Source organism: Pseudosulfitobacter pseudonitzschiae (assembly GCF_002222635.1).
In the GTDB taxonomy this organism is placed as follows: domain Bacteria; phylum Pseudomonadota; class Alphaproteobacteria; order Rhodobacterales; family Rhodobacteraceae; genus Pseudosulfitobacter; species Pseudosulfitobacter pseudonitzschiae_A.
Genome location: NZ_CP022415.1, coordinates 1,642,124 through 1,663,145 on the forward strand (window position 1 = coordinate 1,642,124; position 21,022 = coordinate 1,663,145).

Consider the following 21,022-nt stretch of genomic DNA (forward strand, 5'->3'; position numbering starts at 1 on the left):
AACGGCGACGCGGGCGGTCTACCGGTTTGCCATGCTGTCTGTTTTTGCCCAAGGGGTGCATCCCCGCTGCCCCGCCCCGTTCAATATGGCCGACCACGTTTTGCGTGCGGGCCTCGCACGGCCTGACCATCTGGCGCTGAGCATCCTGCATCACGATCACATCGACGATTGGAGCTATGCCGCGCTAACGACCGCCATTCGCGGCACCGCAACGGGGTTGTTGCAGCACGCGCAAGCGGGCCAGATGGTGTTGATGCGACTGGGCAATACGGTGGATTTTCCCATCGCCTATCTGGGCGCGATCTGGGCCGGACTGGTGCCGGTCCCGACCTCGGCGGCGCTGACCCGACCTGAAGTCGCGGCGATCCTTGCCGACTTGCCGGTTGCGGCAATTCTGCGCGATCCGGCGGTGGATTGTCCGGATGACGGGCGCTGTATCCCCTTGGACGTGTTGCAAGCAATGCGCAACCTGCCGCCCGCCGCTGCCGCAACGGGTGATCCCGACCGGCTGGCCTATGTCATCTATACCTCGGGCACATCCGGAAAACCGCGTGCCGTGGCCCATGCGCACCGCGCCATCTGGGCACGCGGCATGATGCATCAGGGCTGGTACGGGCTGCGCGCCGACGACCGCCTGTGCCATGCGGGCGCGTTCAACTGGACCTACACGCTGGGCACCGGCCTGATGGACCCGTGGACACTGGGTGCGACCGCGCTGATCCCGGCCCCCGGCACAGCCGCCAGCGCTCTGCCCGAATTGTTGGCCCGCCACCGCGCCACCATCTTTGCCGCAGCACCTGGTGTTTACCGGCAGATGCTCAAGGGGCGCGATACCCTGCCGCTGCCTGCCCTACGCCACGGGCTGAGTGCTGGCGAAAAGCTGCCCGACCGCATCCGCGACGCATGGACCGCCGCAACAGGCACGCAGGTGTTCGAGGCCTACGGCATGTCAGAATGTTCCACCTTTATCTCGGCCAGCCCGACCAATCCCGCCGCTTCGGGCGCGTCGGGACAGCCGCAACCGGGCCGTCACATCGCCATTGTCGACGACACAGGCACCCCGCAACCCATCGGCCAGCCCGGCATCATCGCCGTGCACCGCAGCGATCCGGGCCTGATGCTGGAATATATCGGAGCCCCCGACGAGACCGCGCAGAAGTTCGCAGGCGAATGGTTCCTGACCGGTGACGAGGCGCAAATGGACGCTGATTATCAGATCACCTATCTGGGCCGCGCAGATGATATGATGAATGCAGGCGGCTACCGTGTATCGCCCATCGAAGTCGAACAGGCGCTGCTGTCGCACGAAGGCATCACCGCCGTCGCCGCAACAGATGTGTTGGTCAAGGCCGACACGCGCGTCATTGCCGCCTTTTACACCGGCCCCGCGCCGCTGGATCAGGGCGCGCTAAAGGCCTATGCCGAACCCCGTCTTGCCCAATACAAACGCCCGCGTCTCTACGTGCATGTTGACGCGCTGCCGACGGGGGCAAACAACAAGATCCTGCGCCGCCAGTTGCGCGACAGCTTCGACACGGGCCGTTAGGTGCTTGGGGGTGTATCTGCAAGCAAACCGCGCTATGTGACGAAAAAACAACCAAGGTGACCCAGATGCCCGCAGCCGCCATCAAGCTCGATATCATGTCCGACCCGATCTGCCCGTGGTGCTACATTGGCAAAAGCTATTTGGACCGCGCGATGGAGCAGAACCCCGATCATCCGTTCCAGATCGAATGGCATCCCTTCCAGTTGAACCCCGACATGCCCGCCGAAGGCATGGACCGCCGCGCCTATCTTGAAGACAAGTTCGGCGGCAAGGAGGGCGCGGTAAAAGCCTATGCGCCGGTGATGGAACATGCGCAAAAGGCCGGTCTGAAAATCGACTTCGAGGCGATGAAACGCACGCCGAATACGCTGGATGCACACCGGCTGATCCACTGGGCCGGTATAGAGGGCCGCCAGACCGCTGCCGTCTCGGCGCTGTTCAAAGCCTATTTCGTCGAAGGCCGCGATATTGGTGACACCGACACGCTGGCCGATATTGCCGATGGCATCGAACTGGACGCCGCCGTGATACGCCGCCTGCTGGCTTCTGATGCCGACCAACAGCTGATCATCGACCGCGACGCGCACAGCCGCAAAATGGGCATCACATCGGTGCCCACATTTATCGTTGCCGGCAAACACGCGGTGCCGGGCGCACAGCCGCCCGAGTTGTGGGCAAAAGTGATTGCGGAACTGGCTGCCCAAGAAAGCAACAGCTGACCGATCCTGCCCCCCTGTTTTAACAAAATTGTTCCAAATCCAGAAGACTTGCCGTAATCTCGCCTCAATGAGGGACAAAAACCCCCGCAAAAACAATTACCTGTTGGGCGGGTGATTTGGCAGCACAACAGGCAGTGCCACAAAGGCACGAACCCTGCACGTATCCGAAATCCGGATAATCGCACTGGCCGAAATCGCAAAAAATCAACAAATTTAGACCACTGAACCAATTATTTCGATCTGAACGAGCTTAAGCGACGGTCGCTGTCGATCAATTGGCTGAAGGGCGTCATCATGCTGGCGGTTATTAGTCGCACCCGCCCCGCAACCACCGTTCTGACCTGTGGCACCTTTGATTTATACCATCACGGCCACGTCCGCCTGTTGCAACGTTTGTCTGAACCGGGTGACGAACTGATCGTCGGATGTTCCACGGACCAGTTCAACGACATAAAGGGCAAACGCTGCGTGATGCCGTTTTTCCAGCGACGCGAAATTCTCGAAGCGTGCCGCTGTGTTTCACGGGTAATCCCCGAGGAAACCTGGGAGCAGAAACGCTCGGATATCGTGAACTACAACCTGTCGATTTTTGCGATGGGTGACGATTGGGCCGGACACTTTGACGATCTGCGTGACCTGACGCGGGTGATTTATCTGCCGCGCACCAAAGATGTGTCAACGACCGAGTTGAAAGAGCGCATCCAGCAACGGGCAAATACTGCCTGAAGCGACCCGATTGTATGCGGGGGCATAAGTCCGGGCGCGATGGTGCGATCCGGCAAACACCTGTTCTGCATCGGAATATTGTTATCCTGCAAACGCTGGTTTAAACCCACGCGTGTATGACGCCGTTGCGCGCCAATTCAGGAGCCGACAGCCATGACCACCCAGCAATCACATCCAATGGGCAGTGCCGAATTTATCGCGTTGATGGCCATGATGTTCGCCACAATTGCGTTTTCCATCGACGCCATGTTGCCCGCCCTGCCCGAAATTGCCGACGAGTTGACCCAAGGTGATCCGGGACGTGCAGCATTGATCCTGACTCTGTTTGTGATGGGCATGGGGCTGGGCACATTTTTCACGGGGCCGCTGTCGGATGCTTTCGGGCGCAAGCCCGTCGTATATGGAGGTGCGGTTCTGTACATCTCTTCCGCAGCCTTCGCGTGGTGGGAAACCAGTTTCGAGCTGGTCTTGCTGGCGCGGTTCCTTCAGGGCCTTGGTGCGTCGGGCCCGCGCGTGGTGTCACTGGCGATTATCCGTGATATGTATGAAGGCCGCGAAATGGCGCGGATCATGTCCATCGCAATGATGATCTTTACGCTGGTTCCGGCCTTTGCGCCGGCGATGGGTGCCGTGATCATCGGCTTTTCCGGCTGGCGCGGGATTTTTGGAGCTTTTGTCATTTTCTCACTGATTTGCACGCTGTGGCTGGGATTTCGCCTGCCCGAAACCCTGCCCCCGTCCGAACGCCGCCCGCTGCGGTTGCGCCTGATGCTGGGGGCCGTGCGCGAGATGATGGCCCACCCCACGGTGCGCCTGTCGATCGTCGTGCAAACGCTGACAATGACTTTGCTGTTTTGCACGCTAACCATGATCCAGCCGATCTATGACGAAGTTTACGGACGCGGCGATACCTTTCCCTATTGGTTCGGCCTTGTGGCGCTGATCTCGGGCGGGGCAAGCCTGACCAACGCGCTGGTGGTGGTGCGTCTGGGAATGCGCCGATTGGTGACATGGGCACTGGGGTCGCAGATCGTGCTGGCGGGGCTGATGTTGCTGCTGACCTCGGGGCATTTCGAGGGCGAGTTTTACCTGTTCCTGTTCTGGCAATTCTCGCTGTTCTGCACGGCCAGCTTTTCCGTGGGCAACCTGAACGCAATCGCGATGGACCCGATGGGACATATTGCGGGCATGGCCGCCTCGGTGATCGGGTCGATTTCAACGGTGGCGGCAGCGATCATCGCCTCGCCGATTACGCTGCTCTCTAACGGCACGGCGCAACCGCTGGTACTGGCCGTGTTGGTGTTGGCATCCTGCGGCTATCTGTTGATGTTGCGGATATGGCGGATCGAGGGACGTCGCCTGATCAACTAATCAGGCTTTTTTCTTGGTCTTTTTCTTCTCGGCGATGACCTTTTCGGCCAGATCACGGGCAATGGCAAAAGCCCCCTTGATCTTGTCCGCGTCGGATTTCCAGTCGCGGCGCACCACGATCTTGTTGTCCTTGACCTTGGCCAGCCCGCGCTGGTCCTGAATGAAGGTGACCAGCCCCTCGGGCGAGGCGAACTTATCGTTGTGGAACTGGATCACAGCCCCCTTCGGCCCGCCGTCCAGCTTGGCGATACCCGCGCGTTTGCACATCGCCTTGATCCGCACGACCAGCATCAGCGTGTTGACCTCGCGCGGCAGGGTGCCGAAACGGTCGATCAACTCGGCGGCGAACCCTTCCAGCTCGACCTTGGTGCTCAGACCACTGAGACGACGGTAAAGCCCCAGACGCACGTCCAGATCCGGTACATATTCCTCGGGAATCAGTACAGGAACACCCAGATTGATCTGCGGCGCCCATTGCTCGTCGGCCTCGCTCAGGCCTTCCATCTCGCCCGCCTTTATCTTGGCAATCGCCTCTTCCAGCATCGACTGGTACAGTTCGAACCCCACATCGCGCATCTGGCCCGATTGTTCCTCGCCCAGCAGATTGCCCGCACCGCGAATGTCCAGATCCTGACTGGCCAGCGTAAAGCCTGCGCCCAACGTATCGAGCGAGCCCAGAACACGCAGACGTTTTTCGGCCACCGGCGTCAGTTTCGCACGCGGTTTCGTCGTCAGATAGGCATAAGCACGGGTTTTCGACCGCCCGACACGTCCGCGAATCTGATAGAGTTGCGCCAGACCGAACATATCGGCCCGATGCACCACCATCGTGTTGGCGGTGGGAATATCCAGACCGGATTCAACAATCGTCGTGGCCAGCAGAATGTCGAATTTACCATCGTAAAAGGCATTCATCCGGCCATCCAGCTCGCCCGCCGCCATCTGGCCGTGGGCAACCACGTAAGACAACTCGGGCAACTGCGTTTTCAGGAAATCCTCGATTTCAGGCAGGTCCGACAGGCGCGGCACCACATAGAATGACTGCCCACCGCGATAATGCTCGCGCAGCAGTGCCTCGCGGATCGTGACCGTATCAAATTCGCTGACATAGGTGCGGATCGCCAACCGGTCGACGGGCGGCGTGCCGATGATCGACAGATCGCGCACCCCTGTCAGCGACAGTTGCAGCGTGCGCGGGATTGGCGTGGCGGTCAGCGTCAGCACATGCACATCCGAGCGCATCTGCTTCAGCCGTTCCTTGTGACCGACGCCAAAGTGCTGCTCTTCGTCGATAACCAGCAGGCCCAGTTCCTTGAACCGGGTGTTTTTCGCCAACAGCGCATGGGTGCCGATGACGATGTCGGCGGTGCCGCGCGACATCGCCTCGCGGGTGTCGGACGCCTCTTTGGTGCTGACAAACCTGCTCAGCGTGCGCACCTCGAGGGGAAAGCCGCGGAACCGTTCGGAAAAGCTCTTGTAGTGTTGCCGCGCCAGCAAAGTCGTGGGTGCGATCACTGCCACTTGCACGCCCGCCATCGCCGCCACAAAGGCCGCGCGCATCGCCACCTCGGTCTTGCCAAAGCCCACGTCGCCGACCACCAGACGGTCCATCGGCGCGCCGCTGGTCAGATCCCCGATCACGTCGCCAATGGCCCGCAATTGGTCGTCGGTTTCCTCATAGGGGAACCGCGCGCTGAACGCGTCCCACATGCCCGGCGGCGGTTCCAGCACAGGCGCGCGGCGCAGGGCGCGTTCGGCGGCGATACGGATCAGCTTGTCGGCCATCTCGCGAATGCGCTCTTTCAGCTTGGCCTTTTTCGATTGCCACGCGCCGCCACCCAACCGGTCCAGAAGCCCCTCATCGTGGCCGTATTTCGACAGCAGTTCGATGTTCTCGACCGGCAGGTACAACTTAGAATTCTCTGCATATTCCAGCAGCAAACATTCATGTGCGGCCCCGGCGGCGGTGATCACCTCCATGCCGTGATAGCGGCCAATGCCGTGATCGACATGCACGATCAGATCGCCCGGCGTCAGGCTGGTGGCCTCGGTCAGGAAGTTGTCGGCGCGCCGCTTGCGCTTGGGCTGGCGGATCAGCCGGTCGCCCAGCACGTCCTGTTCGGAAATCACGGTCAGCTGTTTGCCGTCCACCGGCCCCTCAAAGCCGTGCTCAAGCGCCCAAACCACCAGATGCAGCCCACGTTTTCCGATGCGCGTCGCGTCAGTAACGGGAATTGTCTCGGCCAGCCCCTCGTCCTCGATCAGACCGCTCAGCCGTTCACGCGCGCCTGCCGAATAGCTGGCGACGACAACGGGGCCATCTGCCAGTTTTGCTTTAATATGGGCCACCAAAGCCCCGAAAAGACTGATATTTTCCTGTTGTCGCTCGGGTGAGAAATTGCGCCCGATGCGCCCGCCCGCATCCACCACGCCCAGACCGGTGGATTGTGCCAGCGCGCGAAACTGCACCACGCGGCGACCCGCCACGGCGGTTTCCCACGCAGCATCGTCCAGATACAGCCCCTGCGGTGGTGCGGGTTTATAGACCGAATCCATCTTCGAGCGGTTGACCATCGCCAGCCTGCGCGTCTCGTATTGGTCGGCGATTGTGTCCCAACGCGCCAGTCGGGTCGGTGTCACCTGATCATCCAGCGTGATCGACGCATCGGGCAGATAGTCGAACAGCGTCTCCAGATGGTCGTGGAAAAACGCCAGCCAATGTTCTGCGCCCTGATGTTTGCGACCTGCGCTGATCGCCTCGTAGAGCGGATCATCGGTGCCCGCCGCGCCAAATTCCAACCGGTAATTCTGGCGAAACCGCGTCACCGCCGCGTCGTCCAAAATTACCTCGGAGACAGGCGCCAGTTCGACCACGTCCAGCTTTTCCGTAGTGCGTTGGGTCGCCGGATCAAACCGCCGCGCCCCGTCCAGCACATCGCCAAACAGGTCCAGCCGCACCGGCCCCAGATCGCCCGGCGGGTAGATGTCGATGATACCGCCGCGCACCGCGTAATCGCCCGGCTCGGTCACTGTCGGCGATTGCACAAAGCCCATGCGCACAAGAAACCCGCGCAACGCCGCATCGTCGATCCGGTCGCCCACCCGCGCCGCAAACGCAGCCTCGCGCAGCACAGAGCGCGCAGGCAGCTTTTGCGTGGCCGCGTTCAATGTGGTCAGCACTATGAATTTATCCGGCATCCCGTGCGCCAGTGCCGCCAGCGTTGCCATCCGCTGCGCCGAAATGTCGGCATTGGGCGACACGCGGTCATAGGGCAGACAATCCCATGCGGGAAAGATCACCACAGGCACATCAGGGGCAAAAAACCGCAGCGCATCACGCATCGCCACCAGCCGTTTGTCATCGCGCGCCACATGGCACACCGGGACACCCCGCGCCAGTTCGGCCAGAATACGTGTGGCGTCAAACCCTTCGGGTGCGCCGGATACGGTGATATGTGCAGGGTCAGTCATCAGCGCGCTTCATGTGGGGCAGCCACCCCAACTGTCAACCACCCAACGCGCCGATGCTCAGGTTCTGGTACATTCCCCACATCGCCGTGACAAAAATCGCCAGCATCCCGACTGCCTGCGTATAGGTCCGGTGTCGTGTCAAACGACGGCGCAGGCCCTCGCCGCTTAGCTGGTCGCGTTCGATCAACCGCGCGGTGGACAGGTTCAGCGCACCAACCAATGACATCGGAAAGGCCAGCAAAAATACCGCTTGGGCAAATTCGATGTCATAAACCCAGCCCAACAGCACCAGAACCGTCAGCACAAAACAGACCAGCCCCAGCAGCCACAATCCAGACAGACGCGCGATATACAAAAACCGGTTCACGTTGATCCGCACCAGATCTTCCAGATCTTCCTCGGTCTGGCCGCCGGATTTGCGTGCCCGTGCAACCATGTCAAAGGGCACACCCAGCACCCAGTGACTGGCCGTGGACCACACGACCGCAAGGGCGATCCAGTACCAGAGGTTGGAAAATGACCGCATATCGATCAGCTCGAAAATCGTTTGGTGCCAGTTCAAAGCCGCTGCCCTTTGCGTGGGTGTCGCTTCTCATACCGCTGCTCTGCGCCAATTCCTACCCTTGCACGGTGCAATTTTACGTGGCACCCAACAATGACTTTCAAAAAGGCAACACATCATGCGCCCAACGCTTGCACCCTATCCCGCAACCCGCCTGCGCCGCACCCGCGCGACACCCCAGATCCGCGCACTGGTGCGCCAGAACACGCTGACGGTGGATGATTTCATCTGGCCGGTGTTCGTGCGCGCGGGCGACGGTATCATGGAGCCGGTCCCGTCCATGCCGGGCGTGTTCCGCCGCTCGGTCGACAAGGTGGTCGAGGCCGCACGCGAAGCTGCCGATCTGGGGATCAACGCGATCTGCCTGTTTCCCTATACCGGGATCGAAGACCGCACCGAAGATTGCGCTGGCGCATGGGATCCCGACAACAACACCAACCGCGCCATTCGCGCGATCAAGGCGGCGGTACCAAACATTGCGGTGATGACTGATGTGGCGCTGGACACCTATAACATCAACGGCCACGACGGTTTTGTCGAAGATGGCGAGATCGTCAACGACCGTTCGGTCGAGGCACTGGTCAAGATGGCGCTGGCGCAGGCCGACGCGGGGGCGGATATTATTGGCCCATCCGATATGATGGACGGGCGGATCGGCGCAATGCGTGCGGCTTTCGAAGCGGCAGGCCACCAGAACGTGATGATCCTCAGCTATGCAGCCAAATACGCCAGCGCCTTTTACGGGCCCTTTCGGGATGCTGTGGGGGCGTCGGCGGCGCTGACCGGCGACAAGAACACCTATCAGATGGACCCTGGCAACGCGGACGAGGCCATGCGCCTGATTGAACGCGATCTGGCCGAAGGCGCCGACATGATCATGGTCAAACCCGGTCTGCCCTATCTCGACATCTGCCGCCGTGCCCGCGACACCTTTGGCGCGCCGACCTTTGCCTATCAGGTTTCAGGCGAGTACGCGATGATACAAGCCGCCGCGCAAAATGGTTGGATTGACGGCGACCGCGTGATGATGGAAAGCCTGACCGCCTTCAAACGCGCGGGCTGCGACGGAATCCTGACCTATTTCGCACCCGCTGCGGCACGGCTTCTGGCCAAAGGTTAGCGTGCTTCATCTTGCCTGACAAACCCCGGGGGAGCGCCGGATGGCGCGGGGGCAGAGCCCCGCCCGCAGCAAGCGCGCTGAAAAACAACAGGCACAGCACCGCCCATCGGCGCGTTCCTGCGTGACAGGTGGCAATCTTGCGCCTATAGTTTTGGCCAAGACCGGACAACCGGCACACGAGCAACAATCACAGGCGGTTCACAATGACCCTATCCCCTCTCTCACGTCGGGCTTTTACCCTCGGCGCACTTTCCTCCACTGTGGCACTGGCGGCCTGCGGCAACGGCATCGGTGGGCGCGGTCCGGCCACCATTGACGCGCGCGTTGATGCGACGCTGGCGGAAATGTACCGGCTTTACCCCAACACACAGTCTCTGGCGCAAAAGGCGAACGGCATGTTGGTCATGCCCTTGGTGACAGAAGCAGGCCTTGGTCTGGGCGGCGCTTACGGGCGCGGCGCGCTGCGGGTCAATAACGTGACTGTGGATTACTATTCGGTGACCAAAGCGTCGGGCGGCCTGCAAATCGGCGCGCAACAATATGCGCATGTTCTATTCTTTATGACCGAAGAAGCGCTGACAGGTTTCCGACGCTCGCCCGGCTGGGCTGCGGGTGCGGATCTGGAATATGTCATTTCGGATCAGGGCGACAGCCTGAACGCCGAAACCACAACAGCACTGGCCCCCGTTCTGGCCGCCGTCTTTGGACGCGCGGGTCTGCGGCTGGGCGCAACGCTGGAAGGCACCAAATATTCCCGGATCATTCCCTGATCACGAATGGCGGTCTGACAGATATTCAGATCGCATTTAAGATAACACAAGCACCCGCCCCAAAAGCGGGTGCTTTTTCTTACGCCCGCCGGATGGCAGCCAGCGTGTCAGGCAGCCCGTCCCGGCAACAAGCGGTTGGTGCGGTCTTCGATCACGAAAACGCTGCTTTCGATGGAATTGATCACTTCGCTCAACTGTCGTTCGGCACGGTGAAGCCGGTTGACGATTTCGTTCAGCCCGTCGACGTTCGAGGCATATTTCGACTGCTCGATTTTGCACATCACACGGCTCATTTCCAGACCGGACATCACCCGGCGCATGTCCGTGGACATTCCGCGATAGACCGATGCAGCCTTGATAACGCGCAGCATGGATGTGTGTTCATGCAACAAACACTCTGCCTTGAGCACGCTCAACCGGTCGGATTCTGCGGCAAGATCCATCCCTTCGACGGCAACATCGTCGCCAAATTGCTCTGCCACCTCTTCGATCAGCACCCGCGTGCCGGCGTTAAAGCGTGCCACTGCGGTGTGGGTCACGCCCTCGTCGACGGCGGCGCGGAACCGCGACAGGATATCCCCCAGTGACTTAGCCATAACCTGATGATTGTTCGAAATAACGCTGATCGGGCCATTGGCCCCCTCAAGACTGCGCGCCTGAATACTCAGGTTGTTGGGGATCAACGCGGTGCTGTGGAAAATCTGGTCAACCTTGTCGCCATAGCTGCGCATTTTCTGCACAGCCTCCGACAAAGCGCCCATCGCCTGCAAGGTTGGGTCAAACCGGTGCCGCAACCCATTGCTGCGCGCCTCAAGCTCTTGGGTCAGGGCAACGCTCATGAAGGTCGCATAATCAGGATAGCCAAGTTCGCGCAGATTTTGCAGCAACACCGCCTGGGATTGCTCTGGTGTGATACGGCCTGCAATCTCATCGCTGCGCAGCGCGGTATAAATCTCGCGTACCTTTTCAAACACCGCACTGCCGGGTTTCAAGCGCATCGACAAATAGCCGTCTTCCAGTGGCAGCACCACAGCGTACACCCAGTAGTGGGTTTGATCGGCCGCAAGGTTCTTGACATAGGCACCGACAGGGCGCCCCGCCGCAATCTCCTGCCACATCAGATGGAACATGCCCGACGGCATATCGGGATGGCGCACGATCTTGTGCGGGGCCCCTTTCAGCGTCGACCAGTCATATCCCGAAACATGCACAAAAACGCTGTTGGCCGCCTGAATCACCGCGCGCGTGTCGGTGCGCGAGAAAAACAGTTTTTCCAATGTGAACCGGTCGGTGTCACGTGTGGGATGATCGTTGGACAAGGTGCGGCCTTCAACTGGGGGTATCTGCGCCCAGCCTAGCTGTGCAAAGTTTCCAGTTGGTTAAGTGGTACGATCAAAATGGCTCTGGCAGCGCCCCGCCAGAGCCGTCGCAGCCTTAGCCTGCCGCCCGCAGGCGTTTGATCAGACTTGAGGTGTCCCAGCGGCCGCCCCCCAGTTTTTGCACGTCCTTGTAGAACTGGTCGACCAGCGCCGTCACCGGCAGCGACGCGCCGTTTTCATCAGCAGTGTCCAGACAAATCCCCAGATCCTTGCGCATCCAGTCCACGGCAAACCCGTGGTCGAATTTGTCGTCCAGCATGGTTTCATAGCGGTTGGCCATCTGCCAAGAACCCGCAGCACCCTGACTGATCACCTCGACCACGGCGTGCCCGTCAAGTCCCGATTTTTCCGCGAAATGCAGCGCTTCGGACAGGCCTTGTACCAGCCCCGCAATCGCGATCTGGTTGCACATCTTGGCTTTCTGGCCCGCGCCGCTTTCACCGATGCGACGACAGATTTTGGAATAGACCTCCATCACCGGCAAGGCACGATCGAACGCGCCCTGATCGCCGCCGCACATGATCGACAGCACACCGTTTTCGGCACCCGCCTGCCCGCCCGAGATCGGCGCATCGACAAAGCTAATCTGGGCGGCATCCGCCGCGGCATAAAGCTCGGATGTGACCTGCGCCGACACGGTAGTGTGATCCACAAAGATCGCGCCGCTGGTCATCCCCTTGAACGCTCCCTTTTCGCCCAGACAGACAGACCGCAGGTCGTCGTCATTGCCAACGCAAGACATCACAAAGTCGGCACCCTTGGCCGCCTCGAACGGCGTTTTGGCCATCGCTCCGCCATGTTCATCGACCCAATTCTGCGCCTTGGACGTGGTCCGGTTATAGACAATCACATCGTGACCCGCCTTTTGCAGGTGCCCCGCCATCGGTGCACCCATCACGCCCAATCCCAGAAATGCCAGCTTTGCCATTCGATGTTCCTTTTACGTCGATGTTGCCTATCGCTTGCGCCTTTCCTAACAGTCAGGCACATCGGGTCAACTGTGCAAGCAAAGTGAGAGGCCGTCTATGGCTGTGGTATTTCAGTGGCTGGTCCGCTTGGCGGTCGTGCTGATCGTGTTGGCGGTGCTGGGCGTCGGGATGACCTATTATCTCGCGTCGCGGTCCCTGCCGGACTATGACGCGACGCTGAAAGTCTCGGGCCTGGCCGCAGAAACTGAAATCGTACGCGACAATGCCAATGTGCCGCATATTCTGGCGCAGAACGATGCGGATGCTTTCTTTGCTTTGGGATTTGTTCATGCACAGGACCGTCTGTGGCAGATGATGATGCTGCGCCGCACGGCACAGGGGCGGCTATCCGAAGTATTCGGCACCGCCACGGTCGAAACCGACAGCTTTATCCGCCGACTGGATATTTACCGGCTGGCGGTGCAATCCGTCTCGGTACAGACGCCGCAAACTATCACTGCGCTCGAAGCTTACTCGGCCGGTGTGAACGCACGCATTGCGCAGATCAATCAAGAGGCTCTGGGGCGCGGCGCGCCCGAGTTCTTTGTCTTTCCGATGGCGCTGGCCCCTTGGCAACCCGCCGACAGCATAGCCATCGGCAAGCTGATGGCGCTGCGGCTTTCGGGGCAGCTGGACGCCGAAGTATTGCGCGCGCGCATGTCGCTGGCGCTGCCCGATCAGGACCGCCTGATTGACATCCTGCCCGATGCGCCCGGCGCGGGTGTGGGTGCGCTGCCGGAATATGCGGCGCTGGTGCCAAACGCCCCGCGCTATGCCGCCATGCCTGTGCAACAGATCAACCCGTTGTCGCCCTTCGGACCGGAAGTGTTCGCCGGTGCGTCAAACGCATGGGCTGCGGATGCCTCGCGTTCGGCTTCGGGGGGGACGTTGCTGGCCAATGACCCGCATCTGGGCTTTAGCGCGCCGGGTATCTGGTATCTGGCGCGGCTGAACCTGCAAGCAGGCGGCGTGATCGGCGCGACCATCCCCGGCATGCCAACGGTGCTGACGGGACGTTCCGACGCTTTGGGCTGGGGGGTAACTTCTGCCTATGTGGACGATCAGGATCTGTTCATCGAAGAGCTGAACCCAGACAACCAGATGCAATACCGCACACCGGACGGCTGGAAAGAGTTCGAGACCCGCAAGTCGATCGTCACCATCAAGGATGCCGACCCGATTACTCTGACCCTGCACTGGACCGACAACGGGCCGGTGCTGCCCGGCACTTTCAAGAACATCGGGGCAGTGACGCCAACGGGGCATGTGACCGCGCTTAGCTGGACGGTGCTGACCCCCAATGACACCACGATGAGTGCCGCAATCGGGCTGATGTCGGCGCAGAACGTGGCCGAGGCGATCAATGCGTCGGAACTGGTCGTGGCACCTGCACAGAACCTGACGCTGGCTGATCAGGACACGATCGCGATGAAAACCGTGGGTGCTGTGCCGCGCCGTGACGCGGCGCACCAGTCCAAGGGGCGTATGCCGTCGCTGGGATATGTGGCCACGAACCGCTGGCAGGGCGTGATGTCATTCGCCTCTAATCCTGGCTTTATCGCGCCGCTGGGCGGCATTCTGGGCAACACCAACAACAAAATGGTCGAGCGGCCTTTTCCCAATCACATCAGCTATCGCTGGGGTGACACCCAGCGCGTTCAACGCTGGCAACGGCTGATGCAGGCGCGGCAGGTCCACACCCGCGACAGCTTTATCGAGGCGCAACTGGACACGGTCAGCGCCACCGCGCGCACGCTTCTGCCTCTGATCGGCGCCGAGTTGTGGTTCACCGGAGAAGCGGCCGCAGACGGCACCGTGGAACGCCAGCGCCAGCGCGCACTGACGCTTCTGGCGGACTGGAACGGCGAAATGAACGAACACCTGCCCGAGCCTCTGATCTACGCGGCGTGGCTGCGCGCATTGCAAGACCGGATGGTGCGCGACGACATCGGCCCGCTGGCAGACGCGTTGACCCATATTGAGCCGCTGTTCATCGAGCGCGCCTTTCGCGATGTGGGCGGGGCATCGGTGTGGTGTGACGTCCACCAAAGCGCACCGGTCGAGACCTGCCCCGACATGGCGCGTCTGGCGCTGGACGACGCACTGCTCTGGATCGGCGAGACCTATGGCACGCAGCTGGAGTCCCTGCGCTGGGGCGATGCACATCAGGCAGTTCAGGACCATCCGGTGCTGGGCAACGTGCCGGTGCTGCGCTATTTCGTGAACATCCGCCAAAGCACCTCGGGCGGGGACAACACCCTGCAACGCGGGCTGACGCGCGGCGGGCCGGGGGCGGATGCGTTTGAGAATGTACATGGGGCGGGTTATCGGGGCGTATATGACTTTGCCGATCCCGACAGTTCGGTTTTTATCGAAGCCACCGGCCAATCGGGGCATTTCCTGTCGCGCCACTATGACGACATGGCGCAGCTGTGGCGGCGGGGCGAGTATATCCCGATGTCACTGGATCAGGGACTGGCGCGGGCTGCCTCGGTGGGCATCACCAAACTGGAACCCGTCACCCCATGACAACCCTGCTGTTCAATAAGCCCTTTGGCGTGCTGCCGCAGTTCACCGACCGTGGCAGCCCGACAACGCGCCCCACCCTGTCGGACTATATCAATGTGCCAAAGGTCTATCCCGCAGGACGGCTGGACCGCGACAGCGAAGGGCTGATGGTGCTGACGTCGGACGGCGCGTTGCAGGCACGCATCGCGCACCCCAAGTTCAAGCAGCCCAAAACCTATTGGGTGCAAGTCGAAGGCACGCCGACCGAAGCCCATATGGCGCAATTGCGTGCAGGGGTGACGCTGAAAGACGGGCCGACCCTGCCCGCCAAGGCGCATCTGATCGACGAACCCCAAGGGCTGTGGGCGCGCATGCCGCCGATACGGGTGCGAAAGACCGTGCCGGACGGTTGGATCGAACTGACCCTGACCGAAGGGCGCAACCGTCAGGTGCGCCGGATGACAGCCCATGTCGGGCTGCCCACCCTGCGGCTGGTGCGCGCCAGCATCGGGGACTGGACGCTGGACGGACTGGAGAGTGGTGCCTGGCGTCACGTCACGGTCTAAAAGGGGTTCCGGGGGCGCTGCCCCCGCGCCTTCGACGCTCCCCCGGGATATTTCCGGCCAAAAGAAGCGGGTGTCAGACCTGTTCGAACTGGGCGCGTTGTTTCGGTGTCCAGCGGACGGTGATGGCAAAGCCGTCTTCGTCCTGCACTTCGTCCACGGCCACACCTTCAGAGAACAGCCATGCGCGTTTTTTACCTTGGGCAAAGCTCAGCCGCAGTTTTTCTTCGCTGACGCGACCCTGAAGCGCGTCCGAGATGATCGACATAAAGCTTTCGACGCCGGTGCCCTTGAGAGCCGAGATGGCGATGATGTCCTGATCGCGGGCAGCACGCGCTTGGGCGGCCTCGGCCTCGGCTTCGGGCAGCAGGTCGATCTTGTTCCAGATCTCGAACATCGGGCGTTCGTTGCCGACGCCAAGCGTGGTCAGGATTTCGCGCACGTCTGCGGCCTGATCTTCTGTTTCAGGGTGCGAGATGTCGCGCACGTGGCAAATGATATCGGCGGCCAGCACCTCTTCGAGAGTGGCGCGGAATGCGGCGACCAGTTCGGTCGGCAGGTCCGAGATAAAGCCCACCGTGTCGGACAGGATGATTTCGGGGCCGTTGTCCAGTTCGACGCGGCGCATGGTCGGGTCGAGTGTGGCAAAGAGCATATCTTCGGCCATCACGTTGGCACCGGTCAGCCGGTTGAACAGTGTGGACTTGCCCGCGTTGGTATAGCCCACCAGTGCCACAATCGGGAACGGCACCTTGGCACGCGCGGCGCGGTGCAGGGTGCGGGTTTTGACGACCTTTTCCAACTGGCGGCGCAAGCGCACCAGTTGCAGGTCGATTGCGCGGCGGTCCGCCTCGATCTGGGTTTCGCCGGGACCACCAACAAAGCCCAGCCCGCCACGCTGGCGTTCGAGGTGGGTCCATGCGCGCACCAGACGGGTGCGTTGATAATTCAGCGCCGCCATCTCGACCTGAAGCACGCCCTCGCGGGTGGCGGCACGGTCGCTGAAAATTTCGAGAATCAGGCCAGTACGGTCAAGCAGTTTGACCCCCCATGCCTTTTCAAGGTTGCGCTGCTGGACAGGGGTGACGGGCCCGTCGACCAGCACCAGTTCAACCTCGTCCGCCTCGAAGCGGGCGCGCAGTTCTTCGATCTTGCCTTTGCCGAACAACATGCCCGCATGCACCTTGGGCAGTGGTACGACCAGATCGCCCACCACCTCCAGATGCGGCAACGCATGGGCCAATGACACAGCTTCGGCCAACGCCAGTTCGGCGCCGCGGCGGTCGCGGTCGGATTTGATGTCGGGGTGCAGCACAAAAGCCCGTGTGAAACGGGGGCCTTCGCTGTCATCCACCTGAAACGAAGGTTTGCTCAAGAGGCGTCTTCGCCCTCGTACAAGCTGATCGGCTGGCTGGGCATGATCGTCGAAATGGCGTGTTTGTACACCAGTTGTGACTGACCATCGCGGCGCAACAGCACGCAGAAGTTGTCAAACCAAGTGATCACGCCTTGCAGTTTCACACCGTTGATCAGGAAAATCGTCACGGGCACCTTTGTTTTGCGCACGTGGTTCAGGAAGGCATCCTGCAAGTTCTGTCTGTCCGAAGCCATGTCGGTTCTTACCTTTTTTCTTGTATTAGGCTTGCGGACCAAGCCATCCCTCATTTGCCCGGAGTATGAAGGCCAAGTGCCCGAGTTTCCAGCCCAAAAACATTATCCCCTGCGAGGCACCGCTGACGGTGCTGCCCAGTGCGTCAACTGCGCCACAGATCAGGGGTCAGCAGAGCAATGATCGCCAGCGTTTCCAGTCGCCCCAGCACCATTGCTGCTGCAAAAACCGACTTTGCCGCCGGTCCCAGTTCTTGCAGGCGGATGGGCGCGTCGCCGGCCCATTCCAGCAGTGGGCCGGTCGTGGACAGGGCGGCCACGGCCATCGTCATCGCGGCCTCGAACTCTACCCCGAGACCCGCCAGAACCGTGGTGACCAGTGCCAGACTCATTGCGAACAGCATGAAAAACACCCATGCGATAAACGCGCCCCCCTTGAGCACCCGACGCCCGACCGTGTTGCCGCTGCTGACCGAATGCGGGTGCACCAGTTTCTCCATCTCGCGCAGACCGGCCTGATAGAGCGCAAAGACACGCAACAACTTGACCCCGCCCGCAGTGGTGGCCACGCCGCCACCGATCAGCGCAAGCCCCATCAGGATCATCCCCGGCGTTGCCAGACCCGACCAGTTTTGCGAGGTTTCCCAATAGGCGCTGGTAAAGCCTGTGGTAGACAAAAAGGACAGAACGGTGAAAACCGCCCCCCATAGCGCCTGCCCTGCAGCCACAAGACTGTTTTGTTCGCCCACGTCGATCGCGCCCAGAAAGTGACGCAGGAACAGGATGAACGGCACGCCCAACACCACCGCAATGCCGATGCGAAACTCGGGGTCTTGCAGCAGACCGCCGCTGTCGGATGTGACCGTGTCAGTGGAAAAGGTCATGCGCGACAGGGCAAACAGCATAAACAGCGCCATCACCATTTCGCCGCCTATGCCCGACCCTGCACCCGATGCCCCGCCCACCGGCGAGATGCCCGAGGTGGCCATCACCGACATCGCGTGGCACAGCGCCACCAGCGACCGGTCACCACCGACAATCAACAAAATCCACAACAGGATCGTCAGACCCGTATAAATCGGCACCAGTGCTTTGAACACTTTGACCAGACGCGCCCGCCCTTCGACATGACGATAGCGCATGTTGCGTTCATCATAGCGGCCCGGCTCGGCGCGGGCTGTCACCTCGAAACCGCCAAGGCTGAGGGGGGCCAGAATGGCGCTGGCTGCAATCCACATCAGCAGCCCGCCCATCCAGCCGACCTGCGCACGCCACAGGTTCAACGTGTCGTTCAGCCGTCCCGGCGTGTCGAACAGAGTGGCGCCAGTGGTGGTGAACGAGCTGACCATTTCGATATAAGCGTTCAGAAACGAGGTGGTGCCCAAACCTTCGTGAAAGGGGACCGCGAGAAAGGCGGGCAGAACGGTGAAAGCGGCAAAAAGGCTCATCAACGGGCCCAGCGTGCCATGGCGCGGCGACCGGCCTGCGTGGGCCAGTGCGATCAGCGCAAACAACAATAGGCCCAGCACGGCGGAATACAGAAACGCCCGCGCCGTGGCCAGTTCACGGATCACCGAACCGTGGATCGCCGGCACCAGCATGAACGCAGAGGCGGCACCGAACATCAGCAAGAACAGCGGCAGCTGCAACATACGGTCCTGAAGGTCGGACGGGCGCATCATGTCAGAAAAAGTCGATGGACACTTGCATCAGCCGCTCGACCTCGGGGACATCCTTGGCCAGGCTGAAAATCGCAATCACGTCGCCTTCGTCGATGCGGGTGGACGACACCGGCCGGATCACTTCACCGCCTTTGCGCACGGCCCCCACCAGCACACCTTCTGGAAATTCGATCTCGCCGATCTTGCGCCCTGCCAGCGGCGAGGTCGACAGCACCTCTGCCTCGATCACCTCGGCTTCGGCGTCACCGATGGAATAGACCGAGCGCACACGCCCGTGGCGGATGTGGCGCAGGATGGATGACACCGTGGTTGCACGCGGGTTGATATAGGCGTCGATCCCCAAGGGGCCCATCATCGGCACCAGCGTAGGGTCGTTGATCAGCGCGATGGCATAGGGGCAGCCTTCGGTTTTGGCGCGCACGGCTGCCAGCATGTTGGTTTTATCGTCGTCCGTTACGGCCAGCATCGCATCGGCACGCGACACGCCTGCCTCGGTCAGCAGGGCGACATCCAGACCATCGCCATTCAGCACGATCGTCCGCTCAAGTGCTTCAGCCGCGCGTTCGGCACATTTGCGATTTTTCTCGATGATCTTGGTGCGCACACGGTGGGTGCGCTTTTCCAGTTCCGCGGCTACGGCAAGACCGACATTGCCACCGCCCACAAGAATGATGCGCTCCTGCTTGGCCAGCTTCTTGCCAAAAATCTCCATCGTGCGGGGCACGTCGTCCACATGGGCAAAGACATAGCAATCGTCACCGACAAAAAGCTGGTCCTTGGCCTCGGGGGTAAACAATGTGCCATCGCGGCGCACCCCCACCACGACTGCGCGCAGGGTCGAGAACAGATCGGTCAACTGGCGCAAAGGCGTGTTCACCACCGGGCATTCTTCCTCGATGGTGATGCCCAGAAGATGCGCCTTGCCGTCCATGAAGCGTTCGGTGTCAAAGGCCGCCGTGGTGTGCAGACGTTGCAACGCCGCTGCGGCGACCTCGCGTTCGGGGCTGATCACCACGTCGATCGGCATGTGATCGCGGCGGTAGAGGTCGGAATAGATCGCATCCAGATAAGACTGCGACCGCAGCCGCGCGATCTTGCGATTGATGCCAAAGACCGAATGGGCCACCTGACAGGTGACCATGTTGACCTCGTCCGAATGGGTGGCGGCGATGATCATGTCGGCGTCACGCGCACCGGCGCGGTCAAGGATATTGGGATAGCTGGCATAGCCCGCAACCCCCTGAACATCCAGCGTGTCGGTGGCACGGCGCACCAGATCGGGGTCGCTGTCGACCACGGTAACATCGTTGCGTTCATTCGAGAGGTGTCGTGCGATCTGCCAGCCAACCTGACCCGCGCCGCAAATGATGACCTTCATGCGTTCCTTGCCCCTTTGGCAATCGCAACCACAGTTATCGGAAACATCTGCATGACAGATGGCTGAAACCGGGTCAATTCAATTGTAAACCCTACAGTTTTAAGGCAGTCTTGGCATATGAAAATGCGATTTGCCACACTCTTGCTGACACTTGCGCTGCCTGCCTGCGCGCCATTGACGCTGTATTACAAGGCGGGCGCACCAGTGGCCACCGTCCAGCGCGACACGACCGCCTGTCAGGTGCAGGCACTGCGCGATGCGCCCGTGGCCAATCAGATACGTCGCACGCCACCCACCTATGTTCCGGCACGCCGCGTCTGCAATTCTGCCGGTTTGTGCACCACGACAGGCGGATATTATCTGCCCGGCGAAGTATACACCTATGATGTGAACGGGCCCCTGCGTAAAAGGGTCGAAAACCAGTGCATGGCCGACCGTGGCTATTCGCCCGCCAGTATTCCGGCCTGCCCGAACGGGGTAAAACAGGCCGCAACACCGGCAGCGACGGCCACCCTGCCCCGGCTGACGCCAAAATCCTGCGCGATCCGCAATTCCGACGGCAGCTTCCAGATCGTCAATCAGGGCTAGGCGTTGCGTTGTGACGGGGTTCGGGGGCGCTGCCCCCGCGCCTTGCGGCGCTCCCCCGGAGTT

Annotated in this window: 17 protein-coding genes; 9 read left to right on the forward strand and 8 right to left on the reverse strand. The window is 61.1% G+C overall.

Features of this window, described 5'->3' with window-relative positions; translation table 11 throughout:
• Positions 1–31: 31 nt before the first annotated feature.
• The 4 genes from SULPSESMR1_RS07990 (at position 32) to SULPSESMR1_RS08005 (ending at position 4,362) form a co-directional block, all read left to right on the forward strand.
• Positions 32–1,546 (forward strand): class I adenylate-forming enzyme family protein, encoded by a 1,515-nt coding sequence (locus SULPSESMR1_RS07990; RefSeq protein WP_089422226.1) that lies wholly within the window; start codon positions 32–34, stop codon positions 1,544–1,546.
• A gap of 65 nt (positions 1,547–1,611) precedes the next feature.
• A complete protein-coding gene (locus SULPSESMR1_RS07995; RefSeq protein WP_089422227.1) occupies positions 1,612–2,265 on the forward strand; it encodes a DsbA family oxidoreductase in 654 nt (217 codons plus the stop codon).
• Positions 2,266–2,559: 294 nt separating this feature from the next.
• Entirely contained in the window at positions 2,560–2,991 is a 432-nt protein-coding gene (locus SULPSESMR1_RS08000) for an adenylyltransferase/cytidyltransferase family protein (RefSeq protein WP_089420337.1), read from the forward strand.
• Between the two features lie 153 nt (positions 2,992–3,144).
• Complete coding sequence (locus SULPSESMR1_RS08005) at positions 3,145–4,362, forward strand: multidrug effflux MFS transporter (RefSeq protein WP_240311313.1); 1,218 nt, start codon at positions 3,145–3,147, stop codon at positions 4,360–4,362.
• Here SULPSESMR1_RS08005 and mfd read toward each other — a convergent pair whose 3' ends face one another.
• Both mfd and SULPSESMR1_RS08015 read right to left on the reverse strand, forming a co-directional pair.
• Positions 4,363–7,833 carry a transcription-repair coupling factor gene (gene mfd, locus SULPSESMR1_RS08010; RefSeq protein WP_089420339.1) on the reverse strand — a complete coding sequence of 1,157 codons (3,471 nt, stop codon included), beginning with the start codon at positions 7,831–7,833 and terminating at the stop codon, positions 4,363–4,365.
• 34 nt (positions 7,834–7,867) lie between these two features.
• Positions 7,868–8,395, reverse strand: coding sequence for a component of SufBCD complex (locus SULPSESMR1_RS08015; protein ID WP_089420340.1), 528 nt, complete (start codon positions 8,393–8,395; stop codon positions 7,868–7,870).
• A 118-nt stretch (positions 8,396–8,513) separates the two neighbouring features.
• Between SULPSESMR1_RS08015 and hemB the strand changes: the two genes are divergently transcribed.
• Together hemB and SULPSESMR1_RS08025 are read left to right on the forward strand one after the other, a co-directional pair.
• Positions 8,514–9,515, forward strand: a complete 1,002-nt coding sequence (hemB, locus tag SULPSESMR1_RS08020) for a porphobilinogen synthase (protein WP_089420341.1) — start codon at positions 8,514–8,516, stop codon at positions 9,513–9,515.
• Positions 9,516–9,718: 203 nt separating this feature from the next.
• Positions 9,719–10,285 (forward strand): YSC84-related protein, encoded by a 567-nt coding sequence (locus tag SULPSESMR1_RS08025; protein WP_089420342.1) that lies wholly within the window; start codon positions 9,719–9,721, stop codon positions 10,283–10,285.
• 107 nt (positions 10,286–10,392) lie between these two features.
• Here SULPSESMR1_RS08025 and SULPSESMR1_RS08030 read toward each other — a convergent pair whose 3' ends face one another.
• Positions 10,393–11,604 (reverse strand): PAS domain-containing protein, encoded by a 1,212-nt coding sequence (locus SULPSESMR1_RS08030; protein WP_089420343.1) that lies wholly within the window; start codon positions 11,602–11,604, stop codon positions 10,393–10,395.
• Positions 11,605–11,719: 115 nt separating this feature from the next.
• A complete protein-coding gene (locus SULPSESMR1_RS08035) occupies positions 11,720–12,592 on the reverse strand; it encodes an NAD(P)-dependent oxidoreductase (RefSeq protein WP_089420344.1) in 873 nt (290 codons plus the stop codon).
• A 97-nt stretch (positions 12,593–12,689) separates the two neighbouring features.
• On the opposite strand from SULPSESMR1_RS08035, the gene SULPSESMR1_RS08040 reads away from it, so the two are divergent.
• Both SULPSESMR1_RS08040 and SULPSESMR1_RS08045 read left to right on the forward strand, forming a co-directional pair.
• Positions 12,690–15,161, forward strand: coding sequence for a penicillin acylase family protein (locus SULPSESMR1_RS08040; RefSeq protein ID WP_089420345.1), 2,472 nt, complete (start codon positions 12,690–12,692; stop codon positions 15,159–15,161).
• Positions 15,158–15,706, forward strand: coding sequence for an rRNA large subunit pseudouridine synthase E (locus SULPSESMR1_RS08045; RefSeq protein WP_089420346.1), 549 nt, complete (start codon positions 15,158–15,160; stop codon positions 15,704–15,706). The genes SULPSESMR1_RS08040 and SULPSESMR1_RS08045 overlap by 4 nt, the downstream gene beginning before the upstream one ends.
• 73 nt (positions 15,707–15,779) lie before the next feature.
• Here the strand turns inward: SULPSESMR1_RS08045 and hflX are convergent, their stop codons facing one another.
• The 4 genes from hflX to trkA all read right to left on the reverse strand — a co-directional run bounded on the left by hflX (position 15,780) and on the right by trkA (position 20,371).
• Positions 15,780–17,078 carry a GTPase HflX gene (gene hflX, locus SULPSESMR1_RS08050; protein ID WP_089420347.1) on the reverse strand — a complete coding sequence of 433 codons (1,299 nt, stop codon included), beginning with the start codon at positions 17,076–17,078 and terminating at the stop codon, positions 15,780–15,782.
• Positions 17,075–17,314: an RNA chaperone Hfq gene (hfq, locus tag SULPSESMR1_RS08055; RefSeq protein ID WP_007119530.1), complete on the reverse strand. Its 240-nt coding sequence runs from the start codon at positions 17,312–17,314 to the stop codon at positions 17,075–17,077. Before hfq ends, hflX begins: the two co-directional genes overlap by 4 nt.
• A gap of 143 nt (positions 17,315–17,457) precedes the next feature.
• Complete coding sequence (locus tag SULPSESMR1_RS08060) at positions 17,458–18,993, reverse strand: TrkH family potassium uptake protein (protein ID WP_089420348.1); 1,536 nt, start codon at positions 18,991–18,993, stop codon at positions 17,458–17,460.
• 1 nt (position 18,994) lies between these two features.
• On the reverse strand, positions 18,995–20,371 hold the full coding sequence (gene trkA, locus SULPSESMR1_RS08065) for a Trk system potassium transporter TrkA (RefSeq protein WP_089420349.1): 1,377 nt from the start codon (positions 20,369–20,371) through the stop codon (positions 18,995–18,997).
• Between the two features lie 117 nt (positions 20,372–20,488).
• On the opposite strand from trkA, the gene SULPSESMR1_RS08070 reads away from it, so the two are divergent.
• Positions 20,489–20,959 (forward strand): hypothetical protein, encoded by a 471-nt coding sequence (locus SULPSESMR1_RS08070; RefSeq protein WP_240311314.1) that lies wholly within the window; start codon positions 20,489–20,491, stop codon positions 20,957–20,959.
• Positions 20,960–21,022: the final 63 nt, after the last annotated feature.